Origin of the sequence: Acinetobacter wuhouensis, assembly GCF_001696605.3 — a bacterium.
Lineage (GTDB): Bacteria > Pseudomonadota > Gammaproteobacteria > Pseudomonadales > Moraxellaceae > Acinetobacter > Acinetobacter wuhouensis.
In genome coordinates this window covers 1,628,462-1,654,691 of the sequence record NZ_CP031716.1, presented here as the reverse complement: position 1 = coordinate 1,654,691, position 26,230 = coordinate 1,628,462, and the positions used below count along the sequence as shown (strand labels likewise).

23 protein-coding genes are annotated in these 26,230 nt (G+C 38.6%); 8 read left to right on the top strand and 15 right to left on the bottom strand.

Going from position 1 to position 26,230, the window contains the following annotated elements; genetic code table 11:
* Positions 1 to 99: 99 nt before the first annotated feature.
* From BEN71_RS08460 to BEN71_RS08425, 8 genes are all read right to left on the bottom strand, one after another.
* Positions 100 to 1,232 (bottom strand): IS3-like element ISAba14 family transposase gene (locus BEN71_RS08460; protein ID WP_223155595.1). Its coding sequence is split into 2 segments (ribosomal slippage): positions 100 to 980 and positions 980 to 1,232, totalling 1,134 coding nucleotides; the frame shifts between segments, so codons are not numbered across the junction.
* A gap of 49 nt (positions 1,233 to 1,281) precedes the next feature.
* A complete protein-coding gene (locus BEN71_RS08455) occupies positions 1,282 to 2,343 on the bottom strand; it encodes a hypothetical protein (RefSeq protein WP_068974211.1) in 1,062 nt (353 codons plus the stop codon).
* Positions 2,344 to 2,468: 125 nt separating this feature from the next.
* Positions 2,469 to 4,118 (bottom strand): OmpA family protein, encoded by a 1,650-nt coding sequence (locus tag BEN71_RS08450; protein ID WP_068974212.1) that lies wholly within the window; start codon positions 4,116 to 4,118, stop codon positions 2,469 to 2,471.
* 215 nt (positions 4,119 to 4,333) lie between these two features.
* Entirely contained in the window at positions 4,334 to 5,578 is a 1,245-nt protein-coding gene (locus BEN71_RS08445) for a dihydroorotase (RefSeq protein ID WP_068974213.1), read from the bottom strand.
* 16 nt (positions 5,579 to 5,594) lie between these two features.
* Positions 5,595 to 6,611: an aspartate carbamoyltransferase catalytic subunit gene (locus tag BEN71_RS08440; RefSeq protein WP_068974214.1), complete on the bottom strand. Its 1,017-nt coding sequence runs from the start codon at positions 6,609 to 6,611 to the stop codon at positions 5,595 to 5,597.
* Positions 6,612 to 6,851: 240 nt separating this feature from the next.
* Complete coding sequence (locus BEN71_RS08435; protein ID WP_068974261.1) at positions 6,852 to 7,208, bottom strand: hypothetical protein; 357 nt, start codon at positions 7,206 to 7,208, stop codon at positions 6,852 to 6,854.
* 137 nt (positions 7,209 to 7,345) lie between these two features.
* The gene (locus tag BEN71_RS08430) at positions 7,346 to 7,675 is read right to left on the bottom strand and encodes a hypothetical protein (RefSeq protein WP_227542668.1); all 330 of its coding nucleotides are present in this window, start codon (positions 7,673 to 7,675) and stop codon (positions 7,346 to 7,348) included.
* A gap of 53 nt (positions 7,676 to 7,728) precedes the next feature.
* Positions 7,729 to 8,298: a LysE family translocator gene (locus BEN71_RS08425; RefSeq protein WP_227542667.1), complete on the bottom strand. Its 570-nt coding sequence runs from the start codon at positions 8,296 to 8,298 to the stop codon at positions 7,729 to 7,731.
* A 244-nt stretch (positions 8,299 to 8,542) separates the two neighbouring features.
* On the opposite strand from BEN71_RS08425, the gene rlmKL reads away from it, so the two are divergent.
* Entirely contained in the window at positions 8,543 to 10,747 is a 2,205-nt protein-coding gene (gene rlmKL, locus BEN71_RS08420) for a bifunctional 23S rRNA (guanine(2069)-N(7))-methyltransferase RlmK/23S rRNA (guanine(2445)-N(2))-methyltransferase RlmL (RefSeq protein ID WP_068974217.1), read from the top strand.
* A gap of 17 nt (positions 10,748 to 10,764) precedes the next feature.
* Here rlmKL and BEN71_RS08415 read toward each other — a convergent pair whose 3' ends face one another.
* Together BEN71_RS08415 and BEN71_RS08410 are read right to left on the bottom strand one after the other, a co-directional pair.
* Entirely contained in the window at positions 10,765 to 11,232 is a 468-nt protein-coding gene (locus BEN71_RS08415) for a hypothetical protein (RefSeq protein ID WP_068974218.1), read from the bottom strand.
* Positions 11,233 to 11,390: 158 nt separating this feature from the next.
* On the bottom strand, positions 11,391 to 12,224 hold the full coding sequence (locus BEN71_RS08410) for an AraC family transcriptional regulator (protein ID WP_068974219.1): 834 nt from the start codon (positions 12,222 to 12,224) through the stop codon (positions 11,391 to 11,393).
* A gap of 148 nt (positions 12,225 to 12,372) precedes the next feature.
* On the opposite strand from BEN71_RS08410, the gene BEN71_RS08405 reads away from it, so the two are divergent.
* Positions 12,373 to 12,915, top strand: a complete 543-nt coding sequence (locus BEN71_RS08405) for a GNAT family N-acetyltransferase (protein WP_068974220.1) — start codon at positions 12,373 to 12,375, stop codon at positions 12,913 to 12,915.
* 92 nt (positions 12,916 to 13,007) lie between these two features.
* Here the strand turns inward: BEN71_RS08405 and clpB are convergent, their stop codons facing one another.
* Both clpB and epsC read right to left on the bottom strand, forming a co-directional pair.
* Positions 13,008 to 15,587, bottom strand: a complete 2,580-nt coding sequence (gene clpB, locus BEN71_RS08400; RefSeq protein ID WP_068974221.1) for an ATP-dependent chaperone ClpB — start codon at positions 15,585 to 15,587, stop codon at positions 13,008 to 13,010.
* Between the two features lie 356 nt (positions 15,588 to 15,943).
* A complete protein-coding gene (epsC, locus tag BEN71_RS08395; protein WP_068974222.1) occupies positions 15,944 to 16,852 on the bottom strand; it encodes a serine O-acetyltransferase EpsC in 909 nt (302 codons plus the stop codon).
* Positions 16,853 to 17,374: 522 nt separating this feature from the next.
* Between epsC and BEN71_RS08390 the strand changes: the two genes are divergently transcribed.
* From BEN71_RS08390 to BEN71_RS08375, 4 genes are all read left to right on the top strand, one after another.
* Complete coding sequence (locus BEN71_RS08390; RefSeq protein WP_068974223.1) at positions 17,375 to 17,863, top strand: rhodanese-like domain-containing protein; 489 nt, start codon at positions 17,375 to 17,377, stop codon at positions 17,861 to 17,863.
* A 177-nt stretch (positions 17,864 to 18,040) separates the two neighbouring features.
* Complete coding sequence (locus tag BEN71_RS08385) at positions 18,041 to 18,973, top strand: family 2A encapsulin nanocompartment shell protein (protein WP_068974224.1); 933 nt, start codon at positions 18,041 to 18,043, stop codon at positions 18,971 to 18,973.
* Positions 18,948 to 20,894 carry a family 2A encapsulin nanocompartment cargo protein cysteine desulfurase gene (locus tag BEN71_RS08380; protein ID WP_068974225.1) on the top strand — a complete coding sequence of 649 codons (1,947 nt, stop codon included), beginning with the start codon at positions 18,948 to 18,950 and terminating at the stop codon, positions 20,892 to 20,894. Before BEN71_RS08385 ends, BEN71_RS08380 begins: the two co-directional genes overlap by 26 nt.
* A 243-nt stretch (positions 20,895 to 21,137) precedes the next feature.
* On the top strand, positions 21,138 to 21,938 hold the full coding sequence (locus tag BEN71_RS08375; RefSeq protein ID WP_068974226.1) for a M23 family metallopeptidase: 801 nt from the start codon (positions 21,138 to 21,140) through the stop codon (positions 21,936 to 21,938).
* Positions 21,939 to 22,121: 183 nt separating this feature from the next.
* On the opposite strand, the gene BEN71_RS08370 is transcribed toward BEN71_RS08375, so the two are convergent.
* Positions 22,122 to 22,544, bottom strand: coding sequence for an OsmC family protein (locus BEN71_RS08370; protein WP_068974227.1), 423 nt, complete (start codon positions 22,542 to 22,544; stop codon positions 22,122 to 22,124).
* Between the two features lie 151 nt (positions 22,545 to 22,695).
* Between BEN71_RS08370 and crp the strand changes: the two genes are divergently transcribed.
* Both crp and BEN71_RS08360 read left to right on the top strand, forming a co-directional pair.
* Complete coding sequence (crp, locus tag BEN71_RS08365) at positions 22,696 to 23,406, top strand: cAMP-activated global transcriptional regulator CRP (RefSeq protein ID WP_068974228.1); 711 nt, start codon at positions 22,696 to 22,698, stop codon at positions 23,404 to 23,406.
* 315 nt (positions 23,407 to 23,721) lie between these two features.
* Positions 23,722 to 24,771 carry an NADP(H)-dependent aldo-keto reductase gene (locus tag BEN71_RS08360; RefSeq protein WP_068974229.1) on the top strand — a complete coding sequence of 350 codons (1,050 nt, stop codon included), beginning with the start codon at positions 23,722 to 23,724 and terminating at the stop codon, positions 24,769 to 24,771.
* A gap of 229 nt (positions 24,772 to 25,000) precedes the next feature.
* Here BEN71_RS08360 and BEN71_RS08355 read toward each other — a convergent pair whose 3' ends face one another.
* Both BEN71_RS08355 and BEN71_RS08350 read right to left on the bottom strand, forming a co-directional pair.
* A complete protein-coding gene (locus tag BEN71_RS08355; RefSeq protein ID WP_068974230.1) occupies positions 25,001 to 25,786 on the bottom strand; it encodes a M48 family metallopeptidase in 786 nt (261 codons plus the stop codon).
* A 112-nt stretch (positions 25,787 to 25,898) separates the two neighbouring features.
* Complete coding sequence (locus tag BEN71_RS08350) at positions 25,899 to 26,204, bottom strand: hypothetical protein (protein ID WP_068974231.1); 306 nt, start codon at positions 26,202 to 26,204, stop codon at positions 25,899 to 25,901.
* Positions 26,205 to 26,230: the final 26 nt, after the last annotated feature.

Here is a 26,230-nt window from a genome sequence, read left to right as displayed (position 1 = left end):
TGCAGATGGTCATAAATCAATGAATGACTTTAATTGATAGAGGTGGTCCCACTTGTTTGAACAACTAAAAGCGTATTTATAAGTGATATTCCGCTCTAGTTAAGCCACCTTGTTTTGTTGGGGTAGCTGATCATAGTAAAACTCATTTGGTGTCATTTTGTCTAGACTCGAATGAGGTCGTTTCAAATTATAAAACTCAAAATATGCACTTAATTGCTTTTTCGCATCTGTGACACTGCTATAAGCTTTGAGATACACCTCTTCATATTTAACGCTCCGCCATAATCGTTCAACCATCACATTATCTACCCATCGACCTTTACCATCCATACTGATTTGAATGCCATTTGATTTCAATACATCAATAAATGCATCACTGGTAAACTGGCTGCCTTGGTCTGTATTAAATATTTCAGGTCGACCATATTTTTCAATCGCTTCATTTAAAGCCGAAATACAAAAATCCACCTCCATACTAATCGATACCCTATGCGCAAGTACCTTGCGGCTATGCCAATCAATCACAGCACATAAATAAACAAAGCCTTTTGCCATAGGGATATACGTTATATCCGTAGACCACACTTGATTACTGCGCTGAATAGCCAACCCTTTGAGCAGATATGGATATTTACGGTGAGCTTGATTAGCCTGGCTTAAATTTGGTTTGCAATATAACGCCTGAATACCCATTTTCTTCATTAAAGTACGTGTATGACGTCGTCCTATATGATGTCCTTGACGATTCAACAAATCACGCATCATACGACTGCCTGCAAAAGGATATTGCATATGTAATTCATCAATACATCGCATCAGCTTCAGATCTGATGCACTCACAGGTTTTGGGCGATAGTAATAACAACCACGGGAGACTTTCAGCAGCTTAGCTTGCTTAGATACTGAAATCTGAAGTGAGTCGTCGATTAACTTTTGTGGTTGAAGCGGCCCAGTTTCTTCAACACACCTTCTAAAAAATCAATTTCTAATGCCTGCTCACCGATTTTTGCATGTAGTTTTTTTAGATCGATGGGTGGTTCTGTTGGAGCTTTTGATTGATCGAAAGCTTGCGAGGAAGCTGAGATCAATTGATTTTTCCAGTCAATAATTTGGTTTTGATGAACATCAAACTCAGCACTCAATTCAGCAAGTGTTTTTTCTGCTTTAATCGCAGCAAGTGCTACCTTAGCTTTAAAATCATTTGAATGATTTCTTCTTGGTCTACGTGCCATAAAATACTCCATATATTGATGTTTATAACATCATTTGAGGAGCAGAATATCACTTATAGGAGTTGTTCAAATTTACGGATCCATCTCTGATCGAATTGTTTAAGTAAATAATTCGTTCAGCCGTACGCTGATTAAAACACTTGGTATATTGCATGTCTTGATTCTGTTGCTGCATTGCATCGTCCCAATAAGCATACTGCCGTTGATAGGTTTCACGCTCATTTTCAGCAATATCACCTACAGACTTTTGTGAAATCACCTTACAATCGACATCACGCTTTTCAAACCAATCCGCTTGATCTTGTTTTTGCTGAACTCTTTGTTCTTCGCTCAAACGATCCCAAGTTTGATTTAAACGCTCGACTTGTTTCGCATTTTCCTCATCCAATTCTTTTTTACGAATATTCATTGCTTTTTGTGCAAGTTGAGTTTGTGCCGCATTTTCTGTAGCACTCACTTCCGCCTGTTCATTCATTTTTTTATTTTGTTCCATATAGGCAGCATATTGGACAGCTTTGACAGTTACAGTCGCCACTCCTTCAATAACCGCATCTTGGTTTAACACATCCAGTGATAAACCATCTTGATCTGTTTTAACTACATTATAGTTAAACTTACCTTTTAACTGATCATTGTTTAATATCAGCTTTGATTCACCTGACTCTATCGACTCTCGTAAACTACCATAGTCTTCTTCACACTCTTCACACTGTTGCTTATATTCTTGATAAGCATTTTCAGCACGTTGTTGTAAACCTTTCGGAAATTGCACCACCAACTGACTCTCACATTCTAATTGATTGGTTTTATTAGGGTCAGTAGTAACAGTACGCACAGACTTAATTTCAAATTTAAGACCATTATTAATTTTCTGTAAAAGAGCTTGGTCTGCTTCATAATGTGAATCATTTAAGCGATTCGAGACTTCATTTAAATACTCATTTTTTAAATAATCTTGTATCTGTTTTAGATTTTCTGGATTGGTACAACTCCACTCAGAAAGACTTGCATTGCTTGCTTCTTTTTTATTTTTAAAATAATCACATCCACTCAACATCAATGTGCTTGAAACAGCTGTAATAATGAATAATGGGGTTAATAATTTTTTCATTGTTTATCCAATCGTATTTTTATGTCTGCTATTTAAGCAAATTTCAGTTTTATTTTCGAGCAAAAAATAAAAGCTTCTCGGAAGAAGCTTTTATCCGTATGGTTAAATTAAATTAATAGGCTCAATTACGGCGTAGTTGCACCAGCAACTTCAAACTCAATACGACGGTTTTTAAATTGACCTTCTTTGGTTGAGTTATCCGCAATTGGATTGTCCTGACCATGCCCTTCAGCAGTTAATTGACCTACACTTGCACCTTTTTCAACGAGATATGCCACAACTGATTTTGCACGCTTCTCAGAAAGTGCTTTGTTCGAATCAGGATTACCCACATTATCCGTAAATCCTTTCACCACCAATTTTGCATCTGGCAGTTGTTTTAACAGTCCAGCAGCTTTATCTAAAATTGCTTTATTGGCATCAGGAATACCCGCAGAACCTGTAGCAAAGTTAATCACCTGTAAATTCAATGCTGAAGCAATATCATTTACATTGGCTTTATCTGCTTGAATGCTTGAAAGTGCGGCGTCAGCTTGAGAGTTACTCGCATCGACATTTGTCGTTGCATCACCTGTATTTGCAGTGCCAGCATCCGTTGACTGACTTGCTGAAACTTGTAAATTAGGCACTAAACCTTTAAGTTCATCCGCGAGTTTCTGCGCTTGTGCAAGATCTGGAGATTGAATAGTCAATTGATTACCAATCCACGCCAATGAAACATTTGGTAGACCTTTGATTTTTGCTAAAACTTGATCTATCGCATTTTGATCAGGTAAATCTGCCGCATACGCAGGGTTTGCTGTCGCTTGTAAAGCATCAGCATTGCCGAAAACAGTTCCAATAGATGCTTTCAATTTATCAAGTAAACTTTGGCTACTTGAAGATGCTGTTACCGTTGCTAAATTACCTTGCGCATCAGTTGTAAGATTAAGTTCCGCTGCCTGTAAGTCCGCGACAGCTTGTGAAGCCCCGTCAGCAACAGCACCACCTGCTACTGGTGGTTTAGAACTACATTGTTTAAACAACAATGCAGCAATCGCGGCAAGTACCAGTAATGCAATAATCGGAAGAAGCCAATTCGATTTCTTTTCAGCCTCATTCACTACTTCATGTGCTTTATTTTGCACAGTCGATGCAGCTGAAGAAATGGTTTCTGATGACTTGTTAATTATGTTTTCGCCTGCGTCGTGAATTTTTGAAGCTGTTTCAGTGACAGTTTCTTTTACTGATGCGCCAACATTTCCAAGCGTCTCACCTACATTTCCTAATTTATCACCAACACCGCCTAGAGCCCCACCTAGTGCACCTCCAACATTTCCAAGTGTTCCACCTAAACCTAGACCAGCAACACTTAGACCTAATGTTGTAAATAAACCCGTAGCCCAAGCAGGTAAAGATCCTTGAATATTGTCCCATTGTGCTTTGATGAGATCAAATATAACTTGTTTATCATCTGTACCTGCTTGATCTGCGAGCAAGGATAATGTTGGTGCAATAGAATGGTTCAAAGTTGTTTCAATTTCTTGTGCAGGTGCATCACCACCCACAAGCCCAAGAAAATGATTCACTGTTTCAGGGTTATGACTAAATATATCCGTAAGTCGCGGGTTAAGATTTTGACGAAGTATATCAATCAGTTCTGGTTTTGACTTTAAAACTGTTAATAGAATGGGATAAAATGCGCTGAGTGCACCAATTTTTTCGTCTTGAAATTGATTATCACCCTGCAGAACTTTAGCTGTTACTTGTTGTTTTAAAAGCTCAATAATATTCATAATTCTGGACGCTCCTATTTCGTTGTTGTATGAGTCACATTAGAATCAGTTATTGATCACTTTTCATTCTATTATTAATTTTTGATTTTTATAATAGTTTTTTGTAGCTGAACTTTTCATTTCAATATGAATTAATCATAAATCTAGAATTTCTACATAATCATAAAACAAAAAAAGCCAGCCGAAGCTGACTTTCTTACTCAATTTTTAAGGGTTTAAGCAGCAAAAGTATAGATCACTTTACCCGTCATTGTATGATTAATTAGCGGCGTATTTTTACCTTGAGAAATGATACTGTCTTTACTTACAGTCCATTCTAAATCTGGATCAACCAATACCCAACCAAATTCTTTTTCCCATCGTTGTGTCATATTGGCAACACGTGCAGGTGCAAGCGTGACTTTCTCAACCCATTCTAAAGGTTCAAATAAACCCTCTTTAACCAATTGCACCCCAAAAGATACATAAGTATCGAATGCAGTAATCCCTGGTAAAGTTTCAGCAAAAGGCGCAAGTTTAGCCGAACCGCTGAGTGGTTCATGATGGGTACAGATCGCATCAATCACGCCATCTTTCACACCTTGACGTAACAATTCTTTGTCTTGTTCAGCACGTAAAGGAGGACGAACATGAGCTAGAGAATTAAAACCATCAATCAATTGCTCTGTTAAATGCAATTGATGCATCGCCACATCCGCAGTCACAGGCAAACCTTTGGCTTTGGCATTTTGAATCAATTCAACCGAAGCGCCACATGACAATAAGCCAAAGTGAGCACGTACACCTGTGACTTCAATCATCAACAAGTATTTGGCAATCGCAATGGTTTCAGCCAATGCAGGAATCATAGGTAAACCTTGACGAGAAGCAATGAATCCCTCATGCACGCAACCATCTTTGGCAATTTGATGCTCTTCAGGATAAAACACCACTGTCATGTCTAAACCAGCAGCATATTCTAAAGTGCGTAACACGACATCATCATCTTCAAATGTGGCATAGGCATTTGAAACCGATGTACAACCGCCCTTTTTCAAACCTGCCATATTTGCGGGTTGTTTACCATTTAGACCTTGGGTTTGTGCACCAATCACTTGGAGGTGGATACCACCATCCAATTTTGCTTTTTCAACCAAACCATGAATAAGCGCGCCATTATCTTGGACAATTGGTTGCGAGTCTGGTGGTGTAAACACGTGCAAAATACCATTTTCACGTGCAGCTTTACCTTCCGATTTTAATGTTCCATGCTGTTGCTGACCTGGCTCACGTAAACGTGCACACAAATCAACCATCGTTGGCATCAACCATTTGCCTTGACCATCAATATTTTCAGTGATTTGACTTTGATCAGGTTGTGAAGCAAGTAATTTACCATCTTCAAGATAGACCGTTTGAACACTATCCGTTTTATTGATTGGGTCTAAGACACGGACATTTTCAATTTTTACAATACTCATGACTTTATCCTCAACCTTAAACCGCAATCGCTTCTAACAAACCTTTTTCTTGCAACTGACCTTGCATTGACAATGCTAAAACCGCCATGCGTACTGCAATACCATTGGTCACTTGATGCAAAATCACCGATTGCTCACCATCTGCAATACTTGAATCAATTTCAACACCACGGTTCATTGGACCAGGATGCATCACGATGCAATCTGGTTTTGCCAAAGCCAAACGCTCTTTGTTTAAACCGTACATTTTGTAGAATTCAGCTTGTGATGATAATGCAGGCGAATCAATACGTTCATTTTGAATACGTAAGGTAATGATCACATCACAGTCTTTGATGCCTTCGTCCATTTTATTGAACAAACGAACTCCTTCGCCATATTCATCAAAACCGTGTGGCAATAAAGTATTTGGTGCAATCACACGAATATCTTTACAACCTAAAGTTTGTAATGCGGCAATATCAGAACGAGCAACACGTGAATGTTTAATATCACCAATGATTGCCAAGCTGATGTCTTCAAATTTTTTCTTGGTTTCACGACGAATCGTCAACATATCCAACATCGCTTGTGTTGGATGCGCATGACGTCCATCACCTGCGTTAATAATGGCAACATGTGGACAAACCGTTTCAGCGATAAAATGTGCAGCACCTGAAGATGAATGACGAACCACGAAAATATCCGCTGCCATTGCTTCTAAATTCCACAATGTATCGCGTAAAGTTTCCCCTTTTGAAGTACTTGAACGGGCAATGTCAATATTCAAAACATTTGCCGATAAACGTTTTGCTGCGGCTTCAAAGGTAGTACGCGTACGTGTTGAGTTTTCAAAAAACAAATTCATCACTGTACGACCTTCTAGGAGGTTATTCGTTACAAGTTGATTTTGATCATTGATAAAAGAATGGGCAGTATCGAGAATTTTGGTGAGGGTTGCTTTAGAAAGCCCTTCGATCGTGATGAAATGTTTGAGATTTCCATCTTTATTGAGTTGAATCTGGCTCGGTGTATGCAATGCCGCCAAGTGCATGAGAGATTCCTTAGAGGTTAAGTTAACGCATTATACAGATTTTATCTTTCCAAGGCAGATGAAGTTTTCAGCACTTAAATAAAAAACTCATTATTTATTGAATTTTAAAATAAAAATTCTTAACCGTATTTCAATAAGTTAATTTAACTCAACTTTCAATGGAGCTCTAAGATATAAAAATTGCTGAACTAAAAATATTAATCAAGGTTGCGGTTCTAAACTGAATAGAACCGCATCATCTTATCTCAATGCACCAATATAGTGATGTGAAACTTGAGCTTTATAAATTTCTTCTTCCGTTGCACCAGATTGGATGAGTTCTTCATTTTCAATTGGATATGATTCTACAGTTTCAACAACTGGTGTAGGTTGCTCTTGATCTATGAGGGACTGTAATCGCAATGCATAACGATTGAGTTCAGAATCTTTTGTCGCCAAAGACATCTCTATCACATACTGAGCATACATTTTATTTTCAACCATATACATAACATCAATCACACGCCCAGACACACGTCTTAACCGTGTAAGGATTAAAGCCCCGATTGAAAAAGCATCCCCATGTGCAGTAAATCCGGTGTTCATTACTTGTTGCATCATCATTCCCCTCACTCATCAATTTAATATTCAATTAATTTTTAAATCAAAATAACGACCAATATGGTGAATGATTAAGCAATTTGTGTACCAATTTATATACATCATCTAGCAAAATCTATTTGAAATTCAATTCATCAAGTTTTTCTTTGAATCATGATTTGACCTACACAACGAGAGCCTTCCAATAGGCTTAATATTACTCCCACCTCAACTCGGCACTCATCATCATTAAATAAAAACCACATATCAGCTTCATCGGGAGACTTTTCATTTAGTTTAAGTGCGATACTCCAAACAGATTTCTTTTGTTTTCGGACAATTTCCGTTGTGCAATAGTATATACTCTGTTTAGGAATATGATGTCGTCCACCATTTTCTGGTGAGAACCATTCAATTAGAACTTTAAAAACTTCAATATTTGTTTTAACAACATCCTTCTTCCTATTTATCATATTTTTTTCCATCAATGCTTGTCTGTTCTATTCAGATTTATTCGACTATCTCCAATCTAAACGTATTAATGAGAAAAATGCTTCCAACACATTTCCAGTGAAATCAGCATCAATGCCAATCCCATCAAAATATTAAAAATTCTCGCGCGATTTCCAACATTCAGAAAATTCGCTAATTTCTCACCTGCAATTCCCCAAATCCATAAGGATAAATAACAAACCACGAAATAAATCAAAACAAATAGAACCAAAGCATTTTCAAATTTTGATGCGGAGAATAAAGCTGTACCTGCGACTGCCGCAATCCATGCTTTAGGATTGAGCCATTGCATCAAAGCACCTTGTAAAAATGTTGGAATCTTCTCAACCTCAAATGTCTGCGTTTGAATTGATTCGCCTTTGGCCCTTAAAATATTCCACCCCATCCAAACCAATAAAGCTGTACCTGAAAGCGTAATCACATCCAAGAGAATTGGATACAATACCAAAACCTGATACAGCCCAAGACAAACAGCTATCAATAACAGAGTAAAACCAATGGTTGCACCAGAGATAAATGCAAACGTCTTTTTAACTCCATAATTCATGCTACTACTAAGAATCGCAAGATTCACTGGGCCTGGTGAAATCGACATTGATAATGAAAATGTAAATATTGAAATGATTAAACTGAGCATTATTCTTAAAATCTTAATATTTTGATGAAGATTTGATTGAGACTTATTGAATATATTTCAAGCAATAATTTTGAATAACTTAAATTATCTGCAATTATTTTCTGCTTTTTGGAAAAAATCAGTCTTTAACGTTTAATCGACAAGTTTTCGTCATCAAAATACGCTAAAATATGCGATTGCTTTATTGTCTCTGGAAATTTTCATGAATTCGAAACCACGTCTTTCTACATATTGGGTCACCTGTGCGGATGGACTAGAAACCTTATTACAAGAAGAAATTCAAGGTTTAGGGATTCAAAATATTGAAAAATTTCCAGGTCGTTTAATCTTCAAAGGTAAACTTGAAGATGCTTATCGCATTTGTATGTGGTCACGCCTTGCCTCTCGCGTATTAACACCAATTCATGTCCATGAGCTTGAATTTACGCATGATGCACGCGATGTTGCTGAAGAATTGTATGAAGGCGCAATCAATTTTGATTGGTCACTGATCTTCGCTCCACAAAGCACATTTGCTGTACGCCTGCATATTGAACGCGATATTAAAGTGAACTCTCAGTTTGCGACCCTGCGCGTGAAAGACGGTATCGTCGATTCATTTATGGAAGCCGTTGGTAAACGTCCAAGTATTGATATTAAACAACCTGAAATCACGATCTACGCGCTTGCAGGAAAAACAGAACATACCTATTGCCTGGATTTATCAGGCGATTCCTTGCATAAACGTGGCTATCGTCGTTATATGACCGATGCGCCAATCAAAGAGAACTTGGCGGCTGCGATTCTACAAAAAGCTAAACTTAAAGAACGCAATCCTGACATTATTCTTGATCCAATGTGTGGTTCAGGAACATTCATTATTGAGTCTTTAATGATTCTTACTGATCGTGCGCCTGGCCTTGTTCGTCGTTTTGGCTTCAATGGTTGGAATGGTCATGACCATGATCTATGGATGTCTATCAAAGCTGAAGCCGCTGACCGTCATAAAGCAGCATTGGAACAACCTCTTCCAAAATTCTATGCCTACGATGCAGATTGGGAAGCGGTGAAAGCGACTAAACAAAATATTATTGCTGCTGGTTTTGAATCACTGCTCGATCAAATCCAAATTGAAGAACGTACTTTGGCAGATTGGCCAGACTTCCAGGCTGAAGGTAAAACTTCATTTGTGGTGACCAATCCACCCTACGGTGAGCGTCTAGGTGAAAAAGCGTCGAATCGTGCATTGTATTTAGGTCTTTCAGCACTCCTACAGAAAAATTTCCCAAATCAATATGCCGCAGTTATTGCAGCAGCAGTTGAACAAGCCGATGTACTTGCATTTAACGATCCTCAAATTTTACGTTTGATGAATGGTAAATTACCGATTTATATTCGCTTCGGTACAATCAAACCAGCAACTGTAAGTCGTCCATTCCTGGCAGAATGGCAACCACAACAATTTGAAAAAATTGAAGGTGCTGAAGATTTTGCCAATCGTTTGCAAAAAAATATGCAAACTTTAAAGAAATGGGCTGTCAAAGAAAATATTTATTGTCTACGTCTTTATGATGCAGACATGCCAGATTTTAACGTTGCGATTGATTTGTATGGCGATCGTTTACACGTTCAAGAATATGCACCACCCAAAACCATTGATCCCGAAAAAGCTAAAAAGCGTTTCAACCTCGCTTTGGCTGTGATTCGTGCTGTAACAGGTTTAGGTCGTGATGCGATCTTTATCAAAACCCGTGCTCGCCAAGAAGGTAAAACACAATATACCAAACAAAGCACAGCATCTAAGCGTTTCATCGTTCAGGAAGGCAAAGCAAAAATTTTGGTCAATTTGACCGATTATTTGGATACAGGTTTGTTCCTGGATCATCGTCAAATGCGTCTGCGTATTGCTGCTGAAGCAAAAGGTAAACACTTCTTAAACCTGTACAGCTACACGTCTACAGCAAGTTTACATGCAGCACTAGGTGGCGCAGCAAGTACCACCAGTGTCGACCTATCCAATACCTATTTGAATTGGTCCAAAGAAAACTTTGTTTTAAATGGTTTAACCGTTGATCACCCTGATGAACAGCATCAATTCTTCTCAAGCGATTGTTTTGAATGGTTAAAAGAAGGTCATGAACAATATGACATGATCTTTATTGACCCACCGACATTCTCCAACTCTAAAAAATTCTACGGAACATTTGATGTACAACGTGATCATATCTCATTATTAAAACGTGCCATGAACCGTTTAACTACAGACGGAACTTTATATTTCTCAAATAACTATCGTGGATTTGAGATGGATGAAGAAATTGAAGCCATGTTTGATGTGCAAGAAATCACCAATGAAACCATTGGTTTAGATTTTAAACGTAATCAAAAAATTCACCGTGCATGGAAAATTAAGCACTTCCCTGTGTAATTTCCATAGACGACAATTTATTTTACAAAACCAACACCATCGACTTCGTGACCAGGCCAAAAGGTCACCGAGTCGGCTGTTGTAATTCGTACATCATGACGCTGATATGGATTATAGCGAACGTCGATCAATCTATACTTTTGGATAGGCTGTAAGTATTTATCATCTGGTTTATTAGGATCAGGATCTTTTTTCTGCCATTCAAAGTCCGTTAAAACTGTTGTATACACCAAATCTTTTTTTGCTTCATCAGCACTCTGCTGCGCAGCTTTTCCATGTAATTGATTCTGTTCATCTACTGATTGTTGTGCATCCTGTTTCACTGCCTGAATCACAATGGGTGCTAACTTAATCACCCCCACAGATTGCTCTGCAAGACTTTGATCATCCAATTTATTTGCAATGACATTTGTCGCACTAAAGGTCACCAACAAAGTACCCATTATTTTCAAATAATTAGATTTATTCTTACCCATGATCTTCATGATCGACCTTCCATTTTTTATTATTCCTGTTTAAAAATTAACAATTTTCAACATGTGTTGCAATCAATGTTTAACAAACCCGATAACAGGTAACGATATAGAGCAAATTTATTTTTCTTGTAAATGCCCAATATTTATATTTTGGAAAACGATAAACACTACATCGCTTTTCTATATTGTCGTAGAGTATAACCTGTATGTTTTTTAAAATAACGGCACATATAAGAAGTATCATTGAAATTCATCTGATCGGCAATCGTTTGAATGGATCGTGTGCTTGTCTTCAGCAACTCCTTCAATTTAAGTATCACCTGTCGATCAATTAATGTTTTAGGGCTGTCATTAAAAAACTGTTTACACAATTGCGATAAATAATAAGGCGTAATATTCAATGCCTGAGCATAGAACACAACCTCTCTTTGAGTTTGGCTGTGCTTTGCAATCATCTCCCAAAAGTGCCAACACAGTTTTTCTTTTCTGCTATGTTCATTTTGAGGAAGTTGTTGATTACGATCTACTATCTCAGCGAGGATAAGAAAAAAATTTTGTAAATGATTACATAACAAAATACGTTGATATATATTTGTGGATTGCATAATAAAATCTGTCTGATGTTCCCATATTTTAATTAAATCAAGCTGATCAATAGTCGGTGAAAACAAAGGAACTAGATTGAGATAAGCAAATAATGAGTTAGGCAAACGATATGCCACTTCAGCTGCAAAATCACGATTGAAGGCACAATAATGACAGCTAAAGTCTAGAGATTGGTTTTGCACCATGATTAACTGATCGTCAGCAAGGACTAACAAATCACCAGCTTTTAAATGATAAGGCTTAAATTGAATAGTTAAATCAGCATACCCTTGTTTGACCAAAACCAGTGTGCAATAAGCAAGAGACAAAGGTTTATTCATGTGTTCAGTAAGTTTATTTTCCGTCCAAATATAATCAACCGTATTTTGTTGTAAAAAATCCTGAATATTTTTCATTTCAACTAAAAAAAATCTATTTTACTATCAATTATACGATATTTGTTTTCAAAAGTACCTAATTTACTTTGATATGATGATAGAAGCAAATCTTGAAACTGCTTAAAGTTCTCTCCCAGTTATTTGATTTTACGAGAGTACTTAAATCATGATTTTAAAGACAGAACGCTTAATCCTTCGTCCTTGGGAAGAAAGTGATGCAGCAAGTTTATATGAATATGCAAAAGATGAACGCGTTGGACCTATTGCAGGTTGGCCAGTACATGAAAGTGAAGCACAAAGTTTAGAATATATTCAGACCATTTTTGCGAGTGAACACGTATTTGCAGTTGCTTTAAAAGCAGATAACCGTGCTATTGGCATGGTCGGTTTACTGATTGGAGCAGAAAGTAATTTTGAAATTGATGATAACGAAGCCGAAGTTGCCTACTGGATTGGTGTTCCATTTTGGGGGCAGGGTTTAATTCCCGAAGCGGTTAAAGCAGTGATGCAACATGCTTATGAAAATTTGAATATGCAGGCTTTATGGTGTGGTTATTTTGTTGATAATGAAAAATCGCATAAAGCTCAAGCCAAATGTGGCTTTAAACACCATCACACTGAACATGATAAATATAATCAATTTTTAGATGATTATCGTACTGAGCATATTAGCTACTTATCACGTTCGGATTGGGTAGATTTAAGTTAGCATTAGATTTTTCAGTGTTAAGTTATTAATGCCAATAAAAAAAACCTAGCCGAAGCTAGGTTTTTTAGGTTTTGGTCTTAATAGGAAAATGATTAACTCAATTTTAATTTCCCAAAATCAAGATGACCATCTTCAGCACTGATTAAAACCGTATCGCCCGCAGTAAAATCACCTGCCAAGATACGTTGTGCCAAAGTATTTTCAACCTGTTGCTGGATCGCACGTTTCAACGGACGCGCACCATATACAGGGTCAAAACCAGCATCAATCAGAATATCGAAAGCCTGATCATCCACTTTCAATCCAATGTCACGTTCAGCTAAACGAGCGCGTAAACGATCCAATTGAATATCGGCAATGCCACGAATCTGCGATTTCTTCAATGAATGGAATACCACCAGTTCATCAATACGGTTGATAAATTCAGGACGGAAATGTTGCGATACCGCACCCATTACCACTGCACGAACTTCTTCATCCGTAGCACCATCGCCAAGTTCACGTACATCACTTGAACCTAAGTTCGATGTCATCACAATCACGGTATTTTTAAAGTCAATCAAACGACCTTGTGAATCCGTCAAACGACCATCATCCAACACTTGTAAGAGAATATTGAATACATCAGGATGTGCTTTTTCAACCTCATCAAACAATACAATACTGTATGGTTTACGACGTACCGCTTCAGTCAGTACACCACCTTCTTCATAGCCCACATAGCCTGGAGGCGCACCCACCAAACGACTGACTGAGTGTTTTTCCATAAATTCAGACATGTCGATACGAATAATCGCATCATCACTGTCGAATAAGAAATTACTCAAGGCTTTGGTCAATTCAGTTTTACCCACACCTGTTGGTCCAAGGAATAAGAATGAACCACTTGGACGGTTCGGGTCAGATAATCCCGCACGTGAACGGCGCACTGCATTCGACACCGCAACCACAGCTTCATCCTGCCCAACCACACGGTTATGTAAGAATTCTTCCATGTGAAGAAGTTTCTCACGTTCACCTTGCAACATTTTCGAGACAGGAATCCCTGTTGCAGCACTGACCACTTCCGCAATTTCGTTTTCAGTGACTTTGGTACGAATCAGTTTTGGCTCTTCATTGGTTTCCGCAACTTCTTCTTCATTCAAGCGTTTTTGCAACTCAGGAATCACGCCATATTGCAAACGACTTGCTTCAGCCAGATCACCTTCACGCTGTGCCTTTTCAAAAGCTGTACGTGCTTTATCCAACTCAACCTGTGCCTGATTTGTACCATCAACTAAACGTTTTTCCGCAATCCACACTTCTTCAAGATCGCTATACTCTTTTTGAACTTCTTGAATCTGTTTTTCGAGATGTTCAACTTCAGCTTTAGACACAGAATCGGCATCTTTTTTCACCGCTTCCAACTGCATTTTCAACTGGATTAAGCGACGATCCAAACGGTCTAATGGCTCAGGTTTTGAGTCAATTTCCATTTTTATCCGTGAAGCAGCTTCATCAATCAAGTCAATCGCTTTATCGGGTAATTGGCGATCTGTGATGTAACGATGTGACATTTTCGCCGCAGCAATAATCGCTGAGTCCAAAATCTGCACACCGTGATGGGTCGCATATTTGTCTTTTAAACCACGCAAAATCGCAATGGTATCTTCCACACTCGGCTCATCCACCAAGACTTTCTGGAAACGACGCTCAAGTGCCGCATCTTTTTCAATGAACTGACGATATTCATCTAAAGTCGTTGCACCCACACAACGCAATTCACCACGTGCCAATGCAGGTTTGAGCATATTACCCGCATCCATTGCGCCATCACCTTTACCGGCACCCACGAGTGTATGTAACTCGTCAATGAACAGGATAATTTCACCATCGTATTTGGCTAAATCTTTCAAAACCGCTTTTAAACGTTCCTCGAACTCACCACGGTATTTTGCACCTGCAAGTAAAGAGCCTAAATCAAGTGAAAGGACTCGTTTTCCTTTCAGACTTTCAGGCACTTCACCTTTAATAATACGCTGTGCAAGACCTTCAACAATCGCAGTTTTACCCACACCCGGCTCACCAATCAACACAGGGTTATTTTTGGTACGACGTGATAAGACCTGTATAGTACGGCGAATTTCTTCATCACGACCAATCACTGGATCCAGTTTCCCATCTGTTGCACGTTCAGTCAGGTCAACGGTATATTTATTTAACGAATCACGTTGATCTTCATGATTATTCGCCATAACTTGCTCACCACCTCGTATATTTTCAATTGCTTTGCGCAGTTTGTCTGTCGTCACACCTACGCTTGTGAATAATGTTTTGGTCACACCTGTTTCAGCGAGCGCCAAAATCACCCAATCAGTCGACAAAAACTCATCGCCTGCCTTTTGTGCATAACTGTCTGCTAAGTTAAGCGCACGAACCGCTTCAGGATTAAGGTTAATATCCCCTGTAGGCGTACCGATTTTTGGTGCATCGTTGATTGCCTTTTGCAGCTTCGTTTTCAGCTCAGGAAGGTTTGCACCTGACTGTTGCAATAAACTCAGGTTCGATGGCTCTTCCAATAAAGCGGAAAGAATGTGAATACCCTCAATCGCGGTATTATCATTCCCCATCGCTAAAGATTGGGCATCTGATAAGGCTTGCTGTAGGCGGTTGGTAAATTTTTCAAATCGCATTCTTGTTATTCCTCACAACAAATTTTGTACTTGAATAATAAATGGGAACGCTTAGTCGGATTTCAATAGACAAATTAAATTATTTTATATATTTTTCAAAAACTTACTATTTTAGTCAGAATAGATTTCAGTATTAATATCTGTGCTGATTCAACTTTTTTCAAGTCAGTACTTTAGAAAAATATATGTTTTGAAATGTCCTTATATTATTGATCAACTTAGCATTTAGACTAAGCCTTATTGGACAATTTTAGAATCTGAAAAATGTTAATATTCATTAAACGTGAATTTATAAAAGGCTGAACAAATATTGCAATTTGATCAGCCTCTCTCATTCATCTTAAATTTATATACAACTACACCTGTGACTTGGTTGCAGAACTTTGCGACACCGCACTATTGGCAGGCACACTTTGGGTAATCCACACATTCCCGCCAATCACCGCACCCTGCCCAATGGTGATACGACCTAAAATCGTTGCCCCTGCATAGATCACCACATTATCCTCAACAATCGGATGACGTGCATATTCCTTTTGTAAACGCCCTGCATCATCCACCTCAAAACGTTTTGCGCCCAAGGTGACTGCTTGATAAATACGGACATTCTTACCAATCACACAGGTTTCACCAATCACTACACCTGTGCCATGATCAATGAAAAAGCCCTGATCGACCTGCGCACCGGGATGAATATCAATCCCTGTTTTAGAATGCGCAATTTCAGCAATCAAACGAGCCAATAATGGCAAATCTTTTTTATAAAACTCGTGCGCAATCCGATGATAAATAATGGCGAGTATGCCCGGATAGCACAATAAAACCTCATCTACACTTCGCGCTGCAGGGTCACCGTCATAAGCTGCAATCACATCAGTGTCCAAAATACGACGTAAACTCGGCAATTTTTGCGCAAATTCACTCACGATACTTTGAGCAAGCACCTCCGTAACTTCAATATTTTCATGATGTTTTTTATACTTATAATCATAAGTTAAATTTAGTTTCACTTGCTCAAGTAAAGCATGTAGCGTCTTTTCAAGTGTATGTGCAATGTAGAAATTTTCACTTTGCTGACGTAGATCATGAGGTCCCAAACGCATTGGAAATAAGATGCCACACAGATCATTCATGATTTTTTTAATTTCTTCTTTAGAGGGCAACTCTCGCCCACCAAAATCTTTTAGACTTTTCTGCTGTGTACGCCATTCATTACGCGCTTGCTGTAACTCAGTGACGATATTTTGAATATTCCATTGGGTCATTGGATTGCCTGCATGAGATTTCTTTTATCATTATATGAATAAAGTATTCGGTTCAATATTCTTTATTCAAATCTTGTAGAGAATATTATTTTATTTGCCAAGTTTTAGATAAACATTGTTGATATATCTTTATCGAAATTTTGCATTTAGCCACAGTTAAAGTCGATGCCATGTTTGAATGCATATCGGGAGTCCCTTCTCCCTTTGGGAGAAGGCTAGGATGAGGGAACTTTTAAATAAAAAACCTCTCCCTCTTGCGAAACGATGTTTCTCATCCTGAAAGGATGATGGAACATTCAATATTGATTCAAATCTCAATGAAAATAACTTTCGCAAGAAGTTTAATATTAGAATCATAAAAACGCTCTTTCCTAAAATAAGAATAAGTAATTCAATTTTTATTCATTTTCAGAATATAAAAAATCATTATATTTAATATCAACTTCTCTAATAGATTATTTCAAATTCTGCATAGCTTAGCTTAAAAACTGCTTTATTCAGGATTTGATTCAGGTGTGTAACATGAATAGTGCAACTAAGATTGAACTTCCAAAATTGGATGACAACAAGATTCAGCAAATCTTTGCCGATGCTAAACAACGGGTTGAAGATCATTATCTTGAATTTACTGGCACTGTTTTGCCACATGAAGCTTGGGCTTTATTTCAGGCAGGTCATGCGGTGATTGTGGATGTACGTACCAATGAAGAACGTAAATTTGTAGGCTATGTCGAAGACACCATTCACATTCCATGGGCGACAGGTACAGCGCTGAATCGGAATCCTCGTTTTGCCAAAGAACTTGAAACAAAAGTGGGTAAAGACAAAGTGATTCTACTTTTATGCCGTAGTGGTAAGCGTTCGGCTGCTGCGGCAAATGTGGCGTTTAATGCAGGCTTTGAAAATATTTACAACATTGAACAAGGCTTTGAAGGTGATTTGGATGAAGACAATCATCGCGGGGCTTTTAATGGTTGGCGTTTTCACCAATTGCCTTGGCGACAAGAATAAATCACTCGGGCGAATTACAAATTCGCCCTAAAGCTGACGCTCAATTTTAATTCAATTCTTATTTTTGACTAAAACTTCAATAACTTGGGAGAGGATCACTTTTGTCTAAAAAAACGTAAACCAACTGTAATACTTCATTTTTGAAATGTTTTCTTTAGAATTTTAGGATGTATAAAAATGGCTAAAAACCAAGAAGTAGCCCGCCAATCGTTAAGTGATCAGGCTGCCCGTCAGCTTGCCAATGCAACAAAAACCGTTCCACAGCTTTCGACGATTACGCCCCGTTGGTTAACACATTTATTGCAATGGACACCTGTAGAAGCGGGTATTTACCGTGTCAACCAAGTCAGCAATACTGATGATATTCAGGTGGCGTGTACTCAACGTGACGAAGCGACATTACCGCAAACTTTTGTGGACTATGAACTTAACCCACGTGAATATTTTCTCAATGGCGTTTCAACGGTTTTAGACATCCATACCCGTGTCTCAGATTTGTACAGTAGCCCACATGATCAAATCAAAGAACAATTACGTTTAACTATTGAAACCATTAAAGAGCGTCAGGAAAGTGAGCTGATCAATAATCCTGAATATGGTTTATTGGCAAGTGTGGCTGACAGTCAGCGTCTTTCAACCTTGACAGGTGCGCCAACGCCTGACGATTTTGATGACTTACTACGCAAAGTATGGAAAGAACCAGGCTTCTTCCTTGCTCATCCTGATGCAATTGCAGCATTTGGTCGTGAATGTACCCGTCGTGGCGTGCCACCTCCAACCGTTAGCCTATTCGGTTCTCAGTTCATCACATGGCGTGGTGTTCCACTGATTCCATCGAATAAAATTCCTGTAGAAGATGGTAAAACTAAAATCATCCTGTTACGTGTCGGTGAAAAACGTCAAGGTGTGGTCGGATTATTCCAACCGGGTCTTGCAGGTGAACAAGCGCCGGGCTTGTCTGTACGCTTCATGGGGATTAACCGCAATGCAATTGCATCTTATCTGATCTCATTATATTGCTCTTTGGCGGTACTGACTGAAGATGCTTTGGCTGTACTTGAAGATGTGGAGGTTGATAAATACCATGACTATCCAAGCACTTACAAGTAATTCATTACCGACTGATACGGCATCTGTACAAGCGGATGCACCGATCAGTGAATCTGTGCTTACACAATTGGCAGCAGAGTTTTTCTCTGCTTTGCCAAAGCAGAATGCACAAGGTTTAAACTTGGATTTACCTGAACATGCAACAGGCAATGGCATTAGCCATCCACCGCAGCCGAAAGATCCAATTGCGGCATTGAGTGGTCGTGTGCCTGCTGTGGTGCAACAAAGCAGCCTGAACCCAAGTGCGACACAACGATTCGCTGATCCAACAGCCGATCATCCTGAGCGTCGAATTTTATCTTCAGCGCCTGTGATTGGGGGTGCGCACAATCCTGATCCGTCTGCGTTATCGAATCGGATTCACTTGCCTTCTGCTACAACAGAAACACCAAGTGCATCTGCAATATCGCAACAAAATACGGCGCAGGGGCAATCTGCTTATTACTTTTTAGACATTCCAAAGCCTGATGCACTACAAGCAACAGTGCCAAGTGATGTATTGCGTAATCCTTTTGCTTTTGATGACTATCATGTTGTCGATGATCATCAACTCAAAGGCTTGCTCAAAGATCGCAATGACAAACCTGCGACTACTGAATCGGGCTATTATTTTGCTTCTGCGCCAAGTGTTGAGCAATCACAGTTTCAGCGTGAGCAAAATTTGCAAATCCCGACCACTGCACAAAATCATCAACCGATTGATATTTTGCAGATCCGTCGTGATTTTCCGATTTTGCAGGAACGTGTGAATGGTAAACCATTAATTTGGTTGGATAATGCAGCAACCACACATAAACCTAAAGCGGTGATAGATCGAATTTCATATTTTTATGAACATGAAAATTCCAACATTCACCGTGCAGCGCATGAACTTGCGGCACGTGCAAGCGATGCTTATGAACATGCTCGTGATGTGGTGGCTCGTTTTATCGGTGCACCTTCTGCACAAAATATTGTTTTTGTCCGAGGTACGACAGAAGGCATTAACCTGATTGCAAAATCGTGGGGTAAGCAAAATATTGGTGCAGGTGATGAAATCATTGTGTCCAATCTTGAGCATCATGCCAATATTGTGCCGTGGTTCCAACTCACCAAGGAAACAGGGGCAAAATTACGTGTTATTCCTGTGGATGATACGGGGCAGATTCGCATTGATGAGTTTATTAAACTGCTCAATCCGAAAACCAAATTGGTTGCCATTACCCAAGTCTCCAATGCTTTAGGCACTGTAACACCGACGCAGGAAATTATTGCCTTGGCGCATGCCGCAGGTGTCCGTGTATTGATTGATGGTGCGCAGTCTGTGTCGCACATGCCGACCAATGTCACCGCACTTGATGCAGACTTCTTTGTCTTTTCAGGGCATAAAGTTTTCGGTCCTACAGGCATCGGCGCCGTCTATGCCAAAACTGAATTGCTCGACAGCATGCCAGTTTGGGAAGGTGGCGGTAACATGATTCAGGATGTGACTTTTGACAATGTGATTTACCAACCTGCACCGAATAAATTTGAAGCAGGTACAGGAAACATCGCTGATGCAGTCGGTTTAGGTGCAGCACTGGAATATGTGGAAAGTATTGGTATTCACAATATTGCACGTTATGAACATGATCTGCTTGAGTATGGACAACACGCATTGCAAAGTGTTTCAGGCTTACGTCTTATCGGGACTGCGTTGAATAAGGCCAGTGTGATGTCTTTTACCCTTGCAGGTTATGAAACGGAAGAAGTGGGTAAAGTACTGAATCAGTATGGTATTGCAGTGCGTACAGGACATCATTGTGCGCAACCGATCTTGCGCCGTTTCGGTGTAGAACGCACAGTGCGCCCTTCTCTTGCATTTTATAATACGACTGAGGAGATTGATTTATTGGTTTCAATATTGCATCAACTGCGTCGTGCCAAGCCGTATAAATCCTAATTGAACCATTGATTGATCATAAACAACCATCACATGCTGAATTGATTCGGCATGTGATTTTTTATTTGGAAATGTATTTTACTTTGCTGAAATGCTATGAAATTTTGATAATGCGAAATCAGCTTGTGAAATAGAAAATTTATCAATCTCAATATGGCTTAGGCTATTTTATTCACAATCTTGAACTTGAGCAGATCACAACAAACACTTCATAATATCTCAAATAGAAAATGTTGAAGATCTATGCTTTCTTTCAAAAAAATATTGATGCTTTGTGGATTAATCACCACAACGCAAGTGTTTGGCTTACCGCAAGACTCTCGCCGTGCAGGCGGTATTGCAGTCATTCCTCTTGCGCAAAATGTGACTGAGGTCAAATACAACGGACTTCCTGTCCTGGTCACGCAGCCCAATTCTCAACGCTATGCGGTATTTGGTATTCCATTATCTACGCCTGTAGGCACATTGGAACTACAAACCAACAGCCAACCGATTCAAATCGAAGTGAAAGATTATAAATATGCACAACAGCGCTTAACGGTTAAAAATCAGGACTATGTCAATCCCAAACAAGAACAACTGGATCGTTATGCGCGTGAAGCCAAAGAGCAAAATGATATTTATACCTCATTTACAGCTGCACAATGGACAGATTTTCCACATTTCATCCGCCCTACAGCAGGTAAATTCAGTAATTCTTTTGGGCGTAAACGCTTTTTTAATGGTGAAGAACGTGCACCCCACTCAGGTTTAGACATTCCTGCACCTGTAGGTCAAAAAGTCGTTGCTCCTGCTTCTGGGGTCGTGGTGGGTACAGGAGATTATTTTTTTAATGGTCAGACTGTTTTGATTGATCACGGACAAGGCTTGATCAGCATGTTCTGCCATCTCAGTCAGATCAAAGTTACCAAAGGTCAAAAACTGAACCAAGGTGAAGTGTTAGGCTTAGTCGGGAAAACAGGGCGTGTTACAGGTGCACATTTACATTGGGGAATGAGTTTGAACAATGCTCGTGTTGACCCACAGTTATTTTTATCGCCTTAATTTTTTATCTCAAATAATAGGGATAATTTGAATTTTCGTTATAAAGTGAGAAATACTTACAAAAATACACATTTTGTAATAATTTATTTTTACAAATTTTGAACGTTTTGGTCATTCTCATTTTAAGTGCGATATAAAATAAAAAAGCCAATAAATTTATTGGCTTTTTTATGATTTGTATCATTATTCAGCAGCAATGATTTCATAATCATGGGTAATTTCTACCCCACTATCTGACAACATTTTGCTCGCAGAACAATACTTTTCAGCTGATAATTCAACAGCTTTAGCGACCTGCTTCTCTTTTACATCATGACCAGTTACAACAAAATGTAAGTGAATCTTTGTAAAAACAGCAGGTATTGTATCCGCACGTTCAGCTTTAAGCTGACAAACAACATCTGTCACATCTTGGCGAGATTTCTTTAATATAGTCACAATATCAAATGAAGCACAACCACCAAGTCCCATTAATATCAATTCCATAGGACGTGGGCCACGGTTTTCACCACCATATTCTGCCGAACCATCCATGACAATTTGATGTCCACTATCCGATTTTGCTTCAAAAGCAACATTCTCTAACCAATGTACGCTAGTTTGCATTGCAACTACCTAAAAAAAGCTATAAATTTACAGGGTACCTGTACACTAGCATAAAATGAGTTGATAAGGAATTTCATCTCTACTGCTTCTACGTGACGAGTTCAATTTAGGTCAAAAGATCTAGTTATTATCCAATTCGGAATTTTTAAGCATGTCTTCTAATTTTGCACAACTTAGTACAGATGCTTTGTCTCCTGGTCAATTACCTGAGTCAGTCAAAGCTTTGCTCAAAAGAGCCCACATCAATCGTTTTCCAAAACGTTCAACCATTGTTGATGCAGGTTCAGAGTCAAAATCTCTGTATTTAATTTTAAAAGGTTCAGTTTCAATTATTTTACGTGAAGATGATGAGCGTGAAATCGTTGTTGCTTATTTGAACCCTGGGGATTTTTTTGGGGAAATGGGATTATTTGAGCAAAATCCTCAACGTACTGCGGAAGTAAGAACGCGTGACGTTTGTGAAATTGCTGAAATTTCTTATGACAATTTCCACGAAATCAGCAAACAATATCCAGATTTAAGCTACGCTGTTTTTGCTCAGCTTGTTCGCCGTTTAAAGAACACAACACGTAAAGTAACTGACCTTGCATTTATCGATGTATCTGGTCGTATTGCGCGTTGTTTGATTGACCTTTCTGCTCAACCAGAAGCAATGATTCTCCCAAATGGTCGTCAAATCCGTATTACACGTCAAGAAATCGGTCGTATCGTAGGCTGTTCACGTGAAATGGTCGGTCGTGTTCTTAAAACACTTGAAGAACAAGGTATGATTGAAACTGATGGTAAAGCTATTCTAATTTTTGATGCTTCTTTAGAAGAGTCTAAATTCTCTGAAGACGATGCAGATCAAGATGACGAATAAAATTATTGATGCTGATATGAGTGCTTAGTTTCCGAATAAAATTTATTTCGAACTGATAAATATTAATATTCTCATAAAGCCTAAATAATATTTTAAAAGCAAACTTTCGAGTTTGCTTTTTTTACGCCCTGTTTTTATTTGGCTACGCTTTCTTCTAAATGCGTATTGGCACTGTTATCACTATTTGAGATTTTTATATCTTTTATTTCTAATATGAACATTATTTACATACACTTCTTCACATAATTTTAGGTTATGATCTATTGAATATGATAAATATTTTTGAAATAGTTCTAATATTTTCAAGGAAATAGAATGAAATTAAATCGTTTAGGTCGTTCCGAACTTGTTGTCCCTGAAATCTGTCTGGGTACGATGACTTTTGGTGAACAAAATAATCAACAACAAGCATTTGAACAATTGGCTTATGCACTCGATAATAATTTGAATTTCTGGGATACAGCAGAAATGTACCCTGTTCCCCCAAAGCCTGAAACTCAAGGTTCAACTGAAACGATTATTGGAAATTGGATCTCGCAAAATGGACAACGTGATCAACTCATTCTTGCAACAAAAATAGCAGGACCTGCCCAAGGTGGTAGCCAAATCCGCAATGGTCAGACGAAATTTAATGCTTCTGACATTCCCGCAGCGATTGATAGCTCTTTAAAGCGCTTACAGACGGATTACATCGACTTATACCAATTGCACTGGCCTCAACGCCCTGCCAACTTCTTTGGCCCCCTTGGATATGGCAATGAGCTTGCTAATCTTGATCAGGATATCACCCCACTTGCTGAAACTTTAGAAGCACTTTCATCAGAGGTCAAAAAGGGACGTATCCGCCATATTGGCTTATCCAATGAAACCCCATGGGGAACCTTGAAATTTCTACATTTAGCCGAGCAATTGGGTCTAGAAAAAGTGGTCAGCGTGCAAAACCCATATAGCTTACTCAATCGTACCTATGAGATTGGTATGGCTGAGATTGCCAAATATGAAGGCGTAGGGCTACTCGCATACTCACCTTTGGCTTTTGGTTACTTAACTGGAAAATATCGTCACGAAGCACGTCCTGCAGATGGGCGAATTACCCTGTATTCACGCTTTAGCCGCTATAGCAATCCGCAAAGTGACTGGGCAACTGAACAATATGCTTTAGTGGCAGAAAAGCATGGTTTAAGCCTCACACAACTTGCACTGGCTTTTATTAAACAGCAATTTTTTGTAAGTAGCACCATCATCGGAGCAACAACATTAGCGCAACTTAAAGAAAATGTTCAGGCTTTTGATGTTGATTTATCTAATGAAATTCTAATTGAAATTGAAGCTATTCATAAACTACAGCCTAATCCCGCTCCCTAAAAGACAATTAAAGCATAGCTTTAATTGTCTTTTAGAAAACGCACTGTATTTGCCATGCTTTAAAACAATTAGAAAACGCACCGTAGTTACTGAGCTTTGATACATTTAAAAAAAGCACCTTAATTTCGATGCTTCGATGGACGTAAAAAAACTCCAATCACTCATTTTTAAGCATTAAAAAAGGATGCAAAAGCATCCTTTTCTTGATTTAGCTCAATCAATAATTTAATTATTTACCGCCACGTGCGTTATAAACTGCCATCGCTTCTGGTAAATTCTTTTTCATCGCATTGATACGGTTCGCATCTGATGGGTGAGTTGAAAGCAATGCAGAGCCTTGAGCGCCACTATTTTTCGCCATTTTTTCCCATAAAGTGATCGCAGATTGTGGGTTATAACCAGCTTTCGCCATCATGATTAAACCACCTTCATCGGCACGACTTTCTAAGCTACGTGAATATGGCAGACCTACACCCACTTGGCTACCCAAATCAATTGCAGCATTACCTAGCTCACCAAGTTGTGCGCCAGCGTATGACTTACCAATACCAACAGCAAGGTTAGTTAAAGCTTGAGCGCCTACTTTTTGTTTAGAATGCTCTTCTAGTGCATGCGTCATTTCATGACCCATTACTGCAGCGACTTCAGCTTCTGATAAGTTTAATTTATTTACAATACCAGTATAGAAAACAACTTTACCACCTGGTGCAACATAAGCATTCACAGTATCTGATTTTAATACAGCCAACTGCCAATCAAATTTTTGACCTGTCTTATTCATTTGATCTGCGTACGGCTTTAAACGAATAAATGCAGAATTAATTTTCTTATACGTTGCAGAAGAAGTGTCTAAAGTATTTTTGCTACGCGCTTCTTGCACGGTTTTATTAAAACCTTGTGTAGCATTCATATTTAAAGTCGCGGAATCAGCCCCAGCCATGTCTGCAATCGTTGTACATCCTGAAATAGAAATAGCAGTGATAGTACAAAGGCTAAGTAATAATTTATTGTTCATTATAATCAACTCCATAGAGAACAAATTTAAGCATTTTAAATTATATGCAAATGTATGCTAAGCATAAATCAATACAAGTCTTAAATTCATATTAATTATGTAAATAAATCACTTAAAAAAACTGAATGATTAACCAATAGACTAAACAAATAATATTTAATCCTAAGTAAATAATTTTGAGAGGTTCTATTTTTTCTTCTAAAGTTGGACTTTTTCTTTTTGCAAATAAAAAAGCATTTTGGATTAAAATAATAGGTACCAAAATACATGCCACCATCACACTTAACCCAAGCAAAGCACTGTTGATAATTTCAGGATCATTGGTCTGCGCATGAATAATCGATAGCGCGATTGTAGGCGCCCCACCCATTGCAAAAATTAAGGAATAAAATATCGTGGCTGATATATTTTTTTGCATTCTACAAACTCAATGTGTATCTAAAG